The sequence below is a fragment of the Staphylococcus sp. HGB0015 genome (genome assembly GCF_000411275.1).
Lineage (GTDB): Bacteria > Bacillota > Bacilli > Staphylococcales > Staphylococcaceae > Staphylococcus > Staphylococcus schleiferi.
Genome location: NZ_KE150419.1, coordinates 13,630 through 27,743 on the forward strand (window position 1 = coordinate 13,630; position 14,114 = coordinate 27,743).

At 38.1% G+C, this 14,114-nt stretch carries 13 protein-coding genes; all 13 read right to left on the reverse strand.

What is annotated here, in order from left to right; all coding sequences use genetic code 11:
- Positions 1-57: 57 nt before the first annotated feature.
- The 13 genes from HMPREF1208_RS11340 to ispE all read right to left on the reverse strand — a co-directional run bounded on the left by HMPREF1208_RS11340 (position 58) and on the right by ispE (position 13,956).
- Positions 58-450, reverse strand: coding sequence for an FtsB family cell division protein (locus HMPREF1208_RS11340; RefSeq protein WP_016426505.1), 393 nt, complete (start codon positions 448-450; stop codon positions 58-60).
- Between the two features lie 27 nt (positions 451-477).
- Entirely contained in the window at positions 478-735 is a 258-nt protein-coding gene (locus HMPREF1208_RS11345; RefSeq protein ID WP_016426506.1) for an RNA-binding S4 domain-containing protein, read from the reverse strand.
- Positions 732-1,913 (reverse strand): MazG nucleotide pyrophosphohydrolase domain-containing protein, encoded by a 1,182-nt coding sequence (locus tag HMPREF1208_RS11350; protein WP_016426507.1) that lies wholly within the window; start codon positions 1,911-1,913, stop codon positions 732-734. The genes HMPREF1208_RS11345 and HMPREF1208_RS11350 overlap by 4 nt, the downstream gene beginning before the upstream one ends.
- Positions 1,910-3,442, reverse strand: coding sequence for a polysaccharide biosynthesis protein (locus HMPREF1208_RS11355; RefSeq protein WP_016426508.1), 1,533 nt, complete (start codon positions 3,440-3,442; stop codon positions 1,910-1,912). Before HMPREF1208_RS11355 ends, HMPREF1208_RS11350 begins: the two co-directional genes overlap by 4 nt.
- Positions 3,432-6,935 (reverse strand): transcription-repair coupling factor, encoded by a 3,504-nt coding sequence (gene mfd / locus HMPREF1208_RS11360; RefSeq protein WP_371665195.1) that lies wholly within the window; start codon positions 6,933-6,935, stop codon positions 3,432-3,434. The genes HMPREF1208_RS11355 and mfd overlap by 11 nt, the downstream gene beginning before the upstream one ends.
- 5 nt (positions 6,936-6,940) lie before the next feature.
- Entirely contained in the window at positions 6,941-7,513 is a 573-nt protein-coding gene (gene pth / locus HMPREF1208_RS11365; RefSeq protein WP_016426510.1) for an aminoacyl-tRNA hydrolase, read from the reverse strand.
- A 414-nt stretch (positions 7,514-7,927) separates the two neighbouring features.
- On the reverse strand, positions 7,928-8,578 hold the full coding sequence (locus tag HMPREF1208_RS11370) for a 50S ribosomal protein L25/general stress protein Ctc (RefSeq protein ID WP_016426511.1): 651 nt from the start codon (positions 8,576-8,578) through the stop codon (positions 7,928-7,930).
- Between the two features lie 134 nt (positions 8,579-8,712).
- The gene (locus HMPREF1208_RS11375) at positions 8,713-9,678 is read right to left on the reverse strand and encodes a ribose-phosphate diphosphokinase (protein ID WP_016426512.1); all 966 of its coding nucleotides are present in this window, start codon (positions 9,676-9,678) and stop codon (positions 8,713-8,715) included.
- A gap of 84 nt (positions 9,679-9,762) precedes the next feature.
- On the reverse strand, positions 9,763-11,118 hold the full coding sequence (gene glmU, locus HMPREF1208_RS11380) for a bifunctional UDP-N-acetylglucosamine diphosphorylase/glucosamine-1-phosphate N-acetyltransferase GlmU (protein ID WP_016426513.1): 1,356 nt from the start codon (positions 11,116-11,118) through the stop codon (positions 9,763-9,765).
- Between the two features lie 347 nt (positions 11,119-11,465).
- Positions 11,466-11,786: a septation regulator SpoVG gene (spoVG, locus tag HMPREF1208_RS11385; RefSeq protein WP_016426514.1), complete on the reverse strand. Its 321-nt coding sequence runs from the start codon at positions 11,784-11,786 to the stop codon at positions 11,466-11,468.
- A gap of 75 nt (positions 11,787-11,861) precedes the next feature.
- A complete protein-coding gene (locus HMPREF1208_RS11390) occupies positions 11,862-12,242 on the reverse strand; it encodes a RidA family protein (protein WP_016426515.1) in 381 nt (126 codons plus the stop codon).
- Between the two features lie 23 nt (positions 12,243-12,265).
- Positions 12,266-13,087, reverse strand: a complete 822-nt coding sequence (gene purR, locus HMPREF1208_RS11395; protein ID WP_037559647.1) for a pur operon repressor — start codon at positions 13,085-13,087, stop codon at positions 12,266-12,268.
- A gap of 20 nt (positions 13,088-13,107) precedes the next feature.
- Positions 13,108-13,956: a 4-(cytidine 5'-diphospho)-2-C-methyl-D-erythritol kinase gene (gene ispE, locus HMPREF1208_RS11400; protein ID WP_016426517.1), complete on the reverse strand. Its 849-nt coding sequence runs from the start codon at positions 13,954-13,956 to the stop codon at positions 13,108-13,110.
- Positions 13,957-14,114: the final 158 nt, after the last annotated feature.

Sequence of the window (14,114 nt, forward strand, 5' to 3'; positions counted from 1 at the left end):
TATCGACATTTTTCTTTACGAATTTTACATATTATGCAATTTAATTATAAACTGCTTTTACTCTTTTTTCGATTGTTTCTCTTGCTTGTCTTTGTCGTTAGGCAACTTAAAGATGATCTCGCCGTCATTACTTAAATAATATTCATCTCGCGCAATTTTTTCAACATACGCCTCATCATTTAAATTATTGAGTTGTTCTTTAAGTTCAATCTCTTTATCTTGTAACTTTTGATATTTCTCCTCTTTGGCTTGGCGTTCAACAGAGGCATCATGGTTCCCTTTAATTTGAAACGCAACCATGATTAAAAGCAGGATAATAATGACTAAAAGTACGCCTCCAAAAACAGCAATACGCTTTTTCACTACTTTTTTACGGCGTTCATGTCGTTTTTTCTTTGCGTTTTTTTTAGAAGTATATTGATTGCCGATATTTTGAACTTTTTGATTCATGCGGCGTCACCTTTCTTTGTTTACCCTTTACTGAATGCGTTCTTCTTTGACCAATTCAAACATGCCTTTTGCATTCTCTTTTGTGGCATGTTCACTCAATCCTGTTACTTTAACTGTCACAACTTTTTGTCCAAATTGAATCACGAGCACGTCGTCTAATTTAACATCTGTGCCTGCTTTTGCCGTTGTTCCGTTTACAGCGACACGACCTTGATCGCATAATTCTTTAGCCAATGTACGTCTCTTAATAAGACGTGATACTTTTAAATATTTGTCTAGTCTCAATGTGACCCTCCTCGTTCTTCTAAATAGGCTGTTAACTCTTCTTCTGAAAAATCTCTATTTTTGACTTCATCATACAATTTTAGAAAATGCGTCGCAAATACTTTCTCGAATTTTACACGTGGCGTTTTACCTTCAGCTACTTTTTGCTTTTGCCAAATGGCTTTAACATCATCTACATCTTGAGCTTGATCATTTTCAAAAATATGCGGATGACGTCGAATCATTTTTTCAGTCAAGCTTTCTACAACTTCACGTGTATCCATATAACCTTCTTTGCGACCTATATTGGCGTGTAACAACACTTGTAATAAGATGTCACCTAATTCTTCAATCATATGCCAATCATCTTCGTTATCTATGGCCTCAAATAGTTCGAATGTCTCTTCAAGCAAGTAGCGTTTAAGTGTTTGATGTGTTTGTACTTTATCCCATGGACATCCAGTTTCGTCGTCCACAAGTCGTGCAATGACTTGATCAGCATAGTTAAAATCTTGGTATAACACTTTCTCGTCATTCGCTTTAGGGATAAATACGCTCGTTAAATTAGTATATTCTATCTCATGATCCAGTTCATATATTGGACAACGTACGACTTGAGCGCCAGACTGACGCGCACCATCAACGACCATGACCTCAAAATCATCTGGATAGCGTTCCATAAGCAATAGTTTCAAATGACCTGCCACCATTGCACTGTAGACTTGCGTGATGATAGTTGCTGTTCGAGGGTTCAACATGTCTGCATTTAAACTTGTCGCATCTAACAACGTAAAACCGTCATTAGGGTCCGTTTGAACCGCTTCAAACATATCATCTATAAAACTCCGCCCACCTAAAACTTGAACCTCAACGCTATTTTCATGTGCACGTTCAATTAGCAGTTGTGTCGTCGTTTCTGCTACGCGTGGATGTCCCGGCACAGCGTAAACAATATCGGATTGTTGGGCACGTTGTAAAAGTTCATCCACAATCGCTTGATATACAGGTTCAAAAGAATCATACTGCTCATAAATATGATCAAAACTTTCAAATTCAATTTCTTTGAGCTGCTGAACCACTGGATGATGCTGAGTACGAACATAAATTTTAGGCTGCTGCTGAATTAATCTATAAATGCTGACAGGCAATTCATCTAAGCCGTAATTACCCAGTCCTATAATTGTAAGTTGATGTGTCATGATTTTCTTCCTTTCTTCCATTCAATCATTTTATCACCAAATGGTAAATGTACCCATTCATCGCTACTTAAAATATTAAGATATAACAGCATTAAAATCACACTGCCAACGCCTACACTAGCCAAAATAAGCAATTCGAGCAATCCGCCTAAACGTGTAGATGTAGGAATGAGATATTGACACAATTGTACACTAGCTGTCATTACCAATAAAGCCAAAGCCAAATTGAAATAAAACTTTCTTAACGCGTTTAAATGGTATTGTTTAACTACATATACATGTAAATAGAACACAAAAATGATTAGAGATGCGACCGTTGCAATACTTGCTCCGATAATACCCATAAGTGGAATCGTGATTAAATTAAATATTAATTTTGTAGTAATGCCCATTAAAAAACCTATCAAAATGATGCGAAACTGCTCTTGTACTTCTAATAAGGCAATATACATCATAATTAATGAAACCAAAATAACAGTCAACATGTATATAGATAGTGTTAGCGTTAAGTCTTGGCTTGCAAAAAAGACGTGATTGAGTACAGGAAGAAGATTGATGAGCCCAATGCCACAAGCACTACTGATCACAATAGTAATTTTAAGCGACGCATTCGCATAACTGTGCATTTGTTGCAATTGACCTCTTTTTTTCGTCTCTGTTAATAGCGGAATCAAGACAAAGCAAAACGTCGTTGTGACAATCAAGCCCATTTGAATAAATGAGGCACCTCTATCATAAATACCTTTTTCAGTAATCGCCTCTTTGAAAGGCAAACCCGAGCCATAACGCAACATGTTCACGATGGTAAAACTATCTACCACTTGCCATAAAATGACGATTAAATGACTGATTGCAAAAATGACTGTTGCAACGATAAATTTACGCCACGGCAATGATGGCATTTCGTCATTGTTATGTGGCACATCACGCTTGCGCCAAAGAAAAATCGTTGCGCCCAAAAAGCCAAAAGCAGAAGCGATAATGGCCCAAGTGCCTGCTTGATAAATTGATAAATCTTGTTTAACGAATAACAGGATAACAACACCAATGATTCCCACTCGGATACTCTGTTCTAAAACTTGTGAGTATGCCGGCATGTGCATATCTCGTTTTGCTTGAAAATGGCCACGTAATAAACCTAAGGCTCCGATGACGATAAAACTCAAGCTTGCTGCATGAATCATCGGTGTCAAATGGACGTCACCCATCAAGCTTGCAATACTTTTTGCACCTACAAATAGCACAATAAAGATAAGAAATCCTGTTGCTGTCAATGACCATAATAATCGTTTTAAAACCGATTGTGTCTCATGGGTATCCCCGACGAGCTGGGTATATGCGCTTGGTAACGCATTGCTAGATAACACAACGCCCAATGCGACTATCGGATAAATTTGTTGATACGCATATAATCCTTCATCACCGAGTATATTTTGATAAGGCACACGATACAGAGCGCTTAATACCTTGACGATGATAAGTGCGAGCGTTAAAACGACGACGCCATTGAACGCTGTTTTAGACTTCATCTGGTATTCTCAAACTTTCTTCAAGCGTCTTAGACAAAAACTTTAATGACTCTAGCCATTGCTTACTTTTTGTCAGCGTCACTTTCATGCAACCTTCTTGTACACCGACTTTCATGTTTCGTCCTAACGCGATTGTATTTTTAAACAACGCTTCGCCATCAATATCGTTTGTACCTTTTTGTGTTAATAAAATTTCAATGGTTTTTCCGGTATCTTTTACCGTTTGCACACCTACGTGCAGTAAATGTACTTTAATCTCAACGGAATCGAGCAATTGTTCAACTTCACTTGGATAATCGTTGAAGCGATCTAACAATTCATCTTTAATATCCATGAGTTGATCTATCGTTTCAGTCGCACGTAATTTTTTATAAATTTCTATTTTAGCTTGCTCATTACGAATATATTCGGCAGGTAAATATGCGTCTAAACGTAAGTTCATCTCAATTTCAGGTGCAACTGTTTCTTCTTTGATACCTCGTTTTTCATTCACTGCTTCTTCTAACATTTGTGAATAAAGATCAAAACCGACAGAATCAATAAATCCATGTTGTTGCTTACCTAATAAGTTTCCGGCACCTCGTATATTTAAATCGCGCATCGCAATTTTAAAGCCACTGCCTAGCTCTGTGAACTCTTTTATAGCTTGTAATCTGTCTTCAGCCGTTTCATTCAACACTTTATTTGTCGCATGGAGGAAGTAGGCATAGCCAATTCGACTCGAACGACCAACACGACCACGTAATTGATACAATTGGCTCAAGCCAAAACGGTCGGCATCTTCAATAATCAATGTGTTGGCATTAGGGACATCTACACCGGTTTCAATAATCGTAGTCGTAACTAAAATATCATATTCACCATTAATGAAATCGAGCATTGTCTCTTCTAGATCTCGTTCAGGTAACTGTCCATGTGCCACACCAATAGATGCATCTGGCATTAACATTTGTAATTGTTCACGTTTTTCATAAATCGATTGGACACGGTTATATAAATAGAACACTTGGCCTCCACGCGATAACTCTCGCTCGAGCGCTTCTTTAATAAAGTTCGTATTTTGCTCTAACACATACGTTTGCACTGGAAAACGGTTTTCTGGCGGCGTCTCTATTACAGATAAATCACGCACACCCAACATACTCATGTGCAACGTTCTTGGTATAGGCGTCGCTGTTAAAGTGAGTACGTCGACATTCGCTTTCAATGTTTTGATTTTTTCTTTATGTCGCACACCAAAACGTTGTTCCTCATCGACAATCAATAAGCCTAAGTTTTTGTATTCTACAGCTTTTCCTAAAAGTTTGTGCGTGCCTACCACAATATCAACAAAACCGGACTTTAAGCCTTCTTTTGTTTCTCGAATTTCTTTAGGTGTTCTAAAACGGCTCATTAAGTGAATTTCAACTGGAAAATCTCGCATACGTTCGATTAATGTCTCGTAATGTTGTTGCGCGAGTATAGTCGTTGGCACTAAAAATGCAACTTGCTTACCTGACATGACCGCTTTAAAGGCTGCGCGCACGGCGACCTCCGTTTTACCATAACCCACATCTCCACAGAGCAGTCGATCCATAGGGCGCTGACTTTCCATATCTTCTTTAATCTCTAAAATCGATTTTGCTTGGTCATCGGTTAAATCATATGGGAAGTCCATTTCAAAAGCATGTTGTTCCTCTGTATCCGGCCCAAATGCATATCCTACAGATTGCTCACGCTCTTTATATAAGTCAATTAATTCATCAGCAATATCTTCGACACTACTTTGAACTTTAGCCTTCGTTTTCTTCCATTCACTACCGCCTAATTTATACAGTTTTGGTGTTTTATCTTCAGAACCAACATATTTTTGCACTTGTTCCATTTGGTCAACAGGTACATACAGTTGATCTGTGCCTTGATACTGTATCTTAATATAGTCACGGTGGACTTCTCCAACTTCTAAGGTTTCAACGCCTAAGTAACGTCCTACACCGTGATGAACATGGACGACATAATCACCAACGTTCAACTCTTGATATGACTTGATTTTTTCAGCATTGCTCATCGTTTTACGACGTTTTTTAGACGTCTTTTTTTGCTTCGATTTAAATAATTCTCGTTCTGTCACGACTACCATAGACATGTAAGGCAGTTCAAAGCCTTCAGATAGACTGCCTTGAATAATCGCAGCATGACCGGGTTCCATAGCATCAACTTCGGGTTCGAGCAGTGTAGGCACATGCATTTCACTCAACATTGCATGAATTCTTTCTTTTTTTGTTTCTGTTTCGACCATTACCACCATACGGTCACCTTGTTTCATGTAGCGTTGAAATTCTGAAGCCATAATATCGTATTGGCCATAAAATTGTTGGACAGGCTTACATGAGAACTTGACGATATGGTCTAATTTCATAGGCATTGAGGCAGTAAACAGTGTAAAGAAAGTAATTTTAAATTGACGGAGCATACGATCAAAAGTGTCATCTTCCATAAAGCGTTGACCTATAAAGCCTTTACCACTTTCGATTAAATTCTGAAGAAATGCTTCTGTCTCGGTAGTCAACGTTTCTTCCGTTTCTCTCACACGATTATACTCATCTACTAAAACAATCGCGCTGTCTTTGAAATAATCTAAGATGGTTGTCGGTGTTTCATACATCCACGCGATAAGACGGCGTAATATTTGTGGATCAAAATGCGTATCTTCTAAAAGATTAAAACTCTCATACGTATCTTTTAAATCTTGACGCACAGACTTCTCTGTTTTAGGGCGTGTCGTTTCGTAAGCTTGTCTTAAGCCTTCCATCATTCTTTGACGAACCGCATCCGTCATAATATAATCATGCGCTGTCGTGATCTCTGCTATTTCCACATTTTCAGAAGAACGTTGAGATTCAACATCAAATTGACGGATTGAGTCCACCTCTGTATCAAATAATTCGATACGCAACGGTTCACCTAGCAATGGATAAATATCGATAATGCCACCGCGTACTGAAAATTCTCCAATATTTGAAACGACTGTTTCACGACGATAGCCCATGTTTACAAGTTTATCTAGAAATAGATCAACATCAATATCGTCACCAACCTCCAATGAGAGTTGATGTTCTTGCCATAGTGCTTTTGGCGTTAATAACTTTTTCAGACCATTTAAAGGAACAATGTAAAGTCCGCGACGTTCATTTGCAAGTGCCGTAAGTGTTCGGACACGCTCACTCATTAAGTCTGGACTTTGCGTAGAAAATTCTTCAATCATAATATCTTGCACGGGATATTTATAAATTTCGTCATCTGGTACAGATTGAAGGAGATCTGCCTCTAATTTATCCGCTTGATATAAATTATTCGTCACTAATAAAACTTGACGATGGTCCGATTGGTAAAGTTCAGCTATGATAGACGCTTTGGCTGCAGGCGTTAATCCTGTGACTAATAAATTGGCATGTCCGACTTGCTCGGACAAATCTTTAAATCTTGTATCTCTATTTATAATTTCATTAATGATTGATTTCACTTGGCCTCACCATTATATTGATTCATTACATTTTCGAATTTTTCATCGCTAATAAATGCTTCCACAGCATCTGCAACATGCGCAATAACAGGATCCATCACTTGCATTTCAGCGCTTGAAAACTTTTGCAACACGTAATCGCGAATCGGCGTTCTGCCTGAAGGTCGTCCAATTCCTATACGGATACGTTTAAAGTCACTTGTTCCGAGCATCTGAATGATTGATTTCATCCCGTTATGGCCACCAGCACTTCCTTTTTGTCTTAAACGCACTTTACCTTGTGCTAAATCTAAATCATCATATAACACTAATAATTCGTCGATTTGAACGTCATAATAATCCATCAATGGGGCTACGGCTTCTCCAGATAAATTCATTAATGTTAAAGGTTCGATCAGCATTACTTTTTGACCGTTAATTCGTTCAATTGTATAAGCACCACGAAATTTTTGCTTATCGAGTTGGATTTGATGTCGCTCGAGTAAGTGGTCGATGACTTCGAAACCAATATTATGTCTTGTATGCTCATAATTTTTTCCTATATTACCTAAACCAACGATACACTTCATCATTTACCTCCAAATTGATCTTGATGCGCTTCATTTGAATAAACGCCCCTTCTTCATTATTTCTATATATTAACATATTTAAGAATACACTTGCTAAATTGCGATATATACGATCGCACGATCTATTTGAATGCGAGACTACAAAAGCTAGAATCACTGAATATTATGAATTTTACTTTTAAAGATTTAAATACTATAAAAAATAACTTAATGTGATTATATTATTATTTTTACATTTTAACACAAAATCACCACAACGCCACTTTTATACTAAAAGCATCCACCACATCTTTTTCACTATTGTCTCGTATCATCGTATGCAACAAATTCTGCATTTTGTTTTACCCATTATAAAAAGAGCTGAAAACTATAACAGTTTCAGCTCTTTTTATAATACGACTAAATTGATAGAAATTAGTCTTCTTTTTCTTCTTCTTCAGAAGATTCACCAACAACTTCAGGTTCTTCTGTTGTAGATTCGCCTTCCATTGCTTCGATTTCTTCTTCAGTTGGCTCTTCAGTTGGTGCAACAACTGATACAAGTGCTTCTTCTCCATCGTTTTCGATAGTGAAGTCACCAGAAATTTTAACATCTGCTACTGATAAAGTATCATTGATGTTTAATTCGCTAATGTCTACTTCAATGTATTCAGGAATGTTGTCTGGTGTTGCAGTGATTTCTAAGTTGAACAATGGTTGTTCCACTACGCCGCCTTCTTTAGCTCCTGGCGCTTCACCGATTAAGTGTACAGGTACTTCTACTGTACGTGCTTCAGTCATATTGATTGCTAAGAAGTCAATATGTGTAATTTGGTTTTTAAGTGGATCAAATTGATAATCTGAAACCATTACTTTGATTTGTTTTGAACCTACGCCAAGTTCAATAACACCGTTACGTCCTACTTCACGAATCAATTTGATAAATTCGATTTCATCAACTTTAACTGAAACGTTTTTAGTACCGTAACCATATACAACTGCAGGTACTTTTCCTGCTTCGCGGATTTTACGTAAATCACCACGTGTTTGTTTACCTTGACGAATAACAGACTTTAATGAAGCCATATTCATTTTCCACCTTTCATTGCACACATCTGTGCAGCACTTGCCCATCAACTTATGTTGCTTGCAAGCGTGTATTTGTCCGTATGAGCACGAACAGAAATATTTTACACAAAATTTGCAGTTTCGTCAATGCTTTAGTCAAATAATACGCTGACTGATTCACGTTCATACACACGTACGATCGCTTGTGCAAGTAATTCAGCCACAGATAATTCTGTAATATTATTTGGTTTTTGTTCATCTTTAAGCTGGATTGAGTTTGTTACCACTAATTCTTTAATCGACGAGTTCTCGATGCGCTCTTTCGCAGGACCTGACAATACTGGATGTGTACAACATGCATATACTTCTGTTGCGCCTTTATCTTTCAATGCTTGCGCGGCAAGTGTGATTGTACCTGCTGTATCAATAATGTCATCAATGATAATCGCCGTGCGTCCTTCAATCTCACCTACGATGTTCATGACTTCAGCTACGTTCGGTTTTGGACGACGTTTATCGATAATAGCAATCGGTGTTTTAAGGAAATCTGCAAGTTTACGTGCGCGTGTTACACCTCCGTGGTCTGGTGAAACAACAACACAATTTTCTGGATTAATCTCTTTATTATTCAAGAAATATTCTGCTAAAATCGGAACACCCATTAAGTGGTCAATAGGAATATCAAAAAAGCCTTGAATTTGAGGTGCATGTAAGTCTAGTGCAATCATTCGATCCGCACCAGCAGTTTCAAATAAGTCCGCAACTAATTTCGCAGTGATTGGCTCACGGCTACGCGCTTTACGGTCTTGACGTGCATAGCCGTAATAAGGCACAACGATTGAAATGTTCGCTGCAGAAGCACGCTTACATGCGTCAATCATAATAAGTAGCTCCATTAAATGTACATTGACTGGATTTGATGTAGGTTGAATAATGAAAACATCACAACCTCGAATACTTTCTTCAATATTAATTTGAATTTCACCGTCACTAAAACGTTTAACCGTACATTTACCTAATTCAACACCTACATGATCTGCAACTTCTTTTGCAAGTGGTTCATTACCTTTCAGTGAGAAAATTTTCAAAGACGAATTTTTATACTCGGTGTTTAACATTATTATGAATCCTCCAATTTTATTATAGTCATTTCAATTGATTACAACATACTTGTTTCTATTTCTCGCTTAAATTCATTACATTTATTTATTCATGTATCCCTTTTTTGTCACCTGTCTTGAACGTGCGAGCGCAAGACTCTCGTTCGGTACATCATCAGTGATTGTTGACCCTGCAGCGATTAATGAACCATCGCCAACAGTCACAGGTGCAATAAGATTCGTGTTACAACCGATGAATGCGTCTTTACCAATTATTGTTTTAAATTTGTTGGCACCATCATAGTTAACTGTAATTGAACCACAGCCCACATTCGTGCGCGCGCCAATTTCTGCGTCTCCTATGTAACTTAAGTGCGATACTTTAGCACCGTCATCAAGACGAGCTTTTTTAATTTCAACAAAATTACCCACTTTTGTTTCTTTGCCAAGTTCTGAACCTGGTCTTAATTGTGCAAATGGACCTACTTTTGATTTTTCGCCAACAATAGCGTCTGAGATGACAGATTGTTTAATCGTCACACCCTCATGGATTTGGCTGTTGTGTATTTCTGAATATTGTCCAATTGTGACATCTCTACCGATACGCGTGTTGCCAGATAACTTAACACCTGGTTCTATCACTGTATCTTCGCCAATTTCAACTTCTGAACCAATATAGGTTGTGTCTGGATCAATCAACGTCACACCATTGCGCATGTGATATTCATTACATCGTTGACGGTAAGCTTTTTCTGCTCGACTTAGCGCCACGCGGTCATTGACACCCATAATTTCGTCGAAGTCATCTGTACGGTAGACTGCAACTTTACCTTTATTTTGAAGCACTAAACTTAAAACTTGAGGTAAATAATATTCGCCTTGTGCATTATCATTATCAACTTGTTCTAACAATTGGAACAACGTTTGATTATTAAATGCGAAAATTCCAGAACTAATTTCTTGAATCTTTTTTTGTTGTGCATCCGCATCTTTTTCTTCGACGATTTCAGTCAGTTGGCCTGTTTCATCTCGAACGATGCGACCATATCCAAATGGTTGCGCGGCAATCGCAGATAATACTGTCGCTTGTGCACCTTCTTGATCATGATGCGCTAATAATTGAGACAACGTTGCACTTGTAATCAGTGGTGTGTCACCACAAACAACAAGTGTTGTGCCCTCCTTTGATGCTAAATGCTCTGCCGCTTGCTTAACAGCATGCGCTGTTCCTAGTTGTTCTTCTTGAAAGCTATACAAAGACGTGTCCCCTAATGTTTCTTTTACACTTTCTGCACCGTGTCCCACAATAGTCACCACATTGTCGACACCTGATTCGCGCACTTGATCTATTACGTGACGAATCATTGGTTTACCAGCAACGTGATGTAATACTTTATATTGCTTAGATTTCATCCTTGTGCCTTTACCCGCCGCCAAAACGACTGCATGTTTTTGCATGGCAATGAACCCTCCAGTATCTTTTACACTTCTATACAATTATAATTTAAGCGCGTGTACACTTTCAAGGCGTAAACGAATAAAACCTTTGGCTCATAATAAAAACCTTGTGCCTACACGACTGAAATATCATGGCTATCGCTATATGCTCACGCTAAAAAGTCATAAGCACATCTTTAACACTTTTACGATTTTAAGCGATTAAGTGCTACTATACAACCATTAAAATGTTATCGACCGCTTCTTAGCATTCAACACAATGGCTCAATGGCTCTCGCCCACCTTTTTTACATACAAAAAAGGCTTCATCACCCTTTTTAGATGACAAAACCTTAAATCGCAAATATCTATTCAACTTCTTCGTTTTTGTCTTCTGATGCGTGATTATCTTCATGATTATGAGAAGGTAACACTTCATCAGTTTCGTCATATACTTTCATTACTGCATCCTGAATTTCTTGACGCATTTCCGAGTTGATTGGATGCGCGATATCTCGGAATTCACCATCTGGTGTACGTTTACTTGGCATCGCAACGAATAAGCCTGTGTTCCCTTCTATTACGCGTAAATCATGAATCACAAATGATTCGTCTAAAGTAATAGAGACTAAGGCTTTCATTCTGCCATCTGTTTGGATTTTTCTAAGTCTGACATCTGTCACTTTCATGTAGTGAGCCCCCCATAGTAATTAAGTATATTTATTGCTGTGTAATTAAAGAAGTCTTTACCGTAACTTTCATGATTATATAGCTTTAACCTCAGCAATCAGTTCAATCTCTACTTTAACATCCTTCGGTAATCGTGCAACTTCCACCGCGCTTCTCGCAGGGCGATGTGTGTCAAAGTATTTTTCATATACTTCATTCACTTTTTGAAAGTTTTCCATATCCGATAAGAAGATTAAAGCTTTAACAACGTGATTTAGATCTGACCCAGCTGCTTCAAGCACAACTTTAAGATTTTCTAAGACTTGTTCTGTTTGCTTTTGTACGCAATCACTTACAATTTCACCATCTAAAGTGAGCGGAATTTGACCAGAAGTGAAAACAAGTCCGTTGACGACTGAAGCATGTGAGTATGGTCCAACTGCATTAGGCGCTTTACTCGTGTTAATAATTTCCAAATGATTGAACGCTCCTTTTGTCTTTAAAATTTAGCTAGACTGTTACCTGATTCGACTTTAAATTCTTGATTATATTCGTCAACATCAGATAAACGTACTAAGGAAGTATAATCTTCAATCAGTCGTTGTTTGACTTCTTTGGATTCTACAAGTACTGATACCCCTTTTACATGTGCTTTAAACTCATTCATTAAATTCATCACACCGTTAATGGATCCACCAGCACGCATGAAATCATCAACGATTAAAACATTCGAATGTTCCTTCAAAGTACGCTTAGATAATACCATTGTTTCGATTTTTCGTGTTGATCCTGAAACGTAGTTAATTGAAACTGTTGATCCCTCTGTCACCTTATTATCTTTACGAATCACCACGACAGGTAAATTGAGTACATTCGCTACCGCATTTGCGAGAGAAATCCCTTTAGTTGCAATTGTCACAATCGCATCTAACTCTTCATGCATATATATCGTTGCAATCAAACGTCCCACCCGTTTAAGCAAGGCGGGGTTTCCCATCAAGTCAGATAGGAAAAGATATCCCCCAGGTAATAAACGCTCTTTTTCTTGTAGCAAGGCGATGACTTCAGCAATGACAGCTTTTGCTTCTTCTTTTTGCATTTGTGGTCGGTATTTGACGCCACCACTTGCGCCAGAAATCGTCTCTACTGTGCCTAAGCCTTCTTTAATCAAAGTATCTTTGATAATTTGAACATCTTCGCTTATCGATGACTTGGCCTGTCCAAACTTTGTAACGAAAAAAGTAAGTGGTACAAGTTTATTCGGGTTGCTTATTAAATATTGTGTCATGTAAACAATACGTTCACTTCTTTTATATCGCACGATTGTCATCCTTTCTCTTTTTAACCAAGCATTCTTACAAGATATACGTCATTACAACAGCCACTCACAGCGTTGTAAATATGACGCGCTTGCCTTTCACGTTGTGCAAAACCATAGACGGTAGGGCCACTGCCACTCATTAACGCGCCATCCGCACCGTTATTCAACATATTAGACTTAATTTTTGCAATTTCAGGTTGCAGCGCCATTGACACAGGCTCCAAACGATTAGAAAGACTTTCACACATCATTTGATAATCGTTGTTTTCCAATGCTTGTAAACATTGCGCTGTATGAACAGGAAAAGGCTGATTTAAATCTAATCCACCATATATTTCAGGTGTAGACAGACCCGCTTGCGGTTTCGCTACAATTACCCATGTCGAAGGCGGTTTTGGTAACTGTTCCAATATCTCCCCTCTACCTCGACAAATCGCCGTTGTACCATAAACACAAAATGGAATATCTGACCCAATCTCTGCTGAAAGTGCACTTAATTCATCAAGCGGACGATTGAGTTCAAACAAACGATTCATACCACGCATCGTCGCTGCCGCATCACTTGAACCCCCAGCGAGACCAGCAGCAACAGGAATATTTTTTTCTAATGTAATCGTGACACCTTGCTTTAACTGATAAGCCTCCATCATTAAAAGCGCCGCACGATAAGCCAGATTACGCTCATCAGACGGAATAAAAGTCTCATCTACATTTAGAACAATACGTTGATCATTTCTCTTCTCAAACGATAGGCGATCATTCAAATCAATCGTGGTCATAATCATCTCAACTTCATGATAACCATCATCTCTTTTATATAAAGTATCTAATGTTAAATTGATTTTAGCAGAAGCCGTTTCATAAATCATTACAATATCCTCTTTCCAAATGGTATTAATGTGATTTTAACACAGAACCCTTTCAAAGTGGGAGCAGGACAGAAATCTATTTGATTTCGTCGTCCTGCCCCGGCAAGGATGACTAGGGTTGAACAAGCTTGAAAAGCGATGTTCAATCCAGTCAGCTA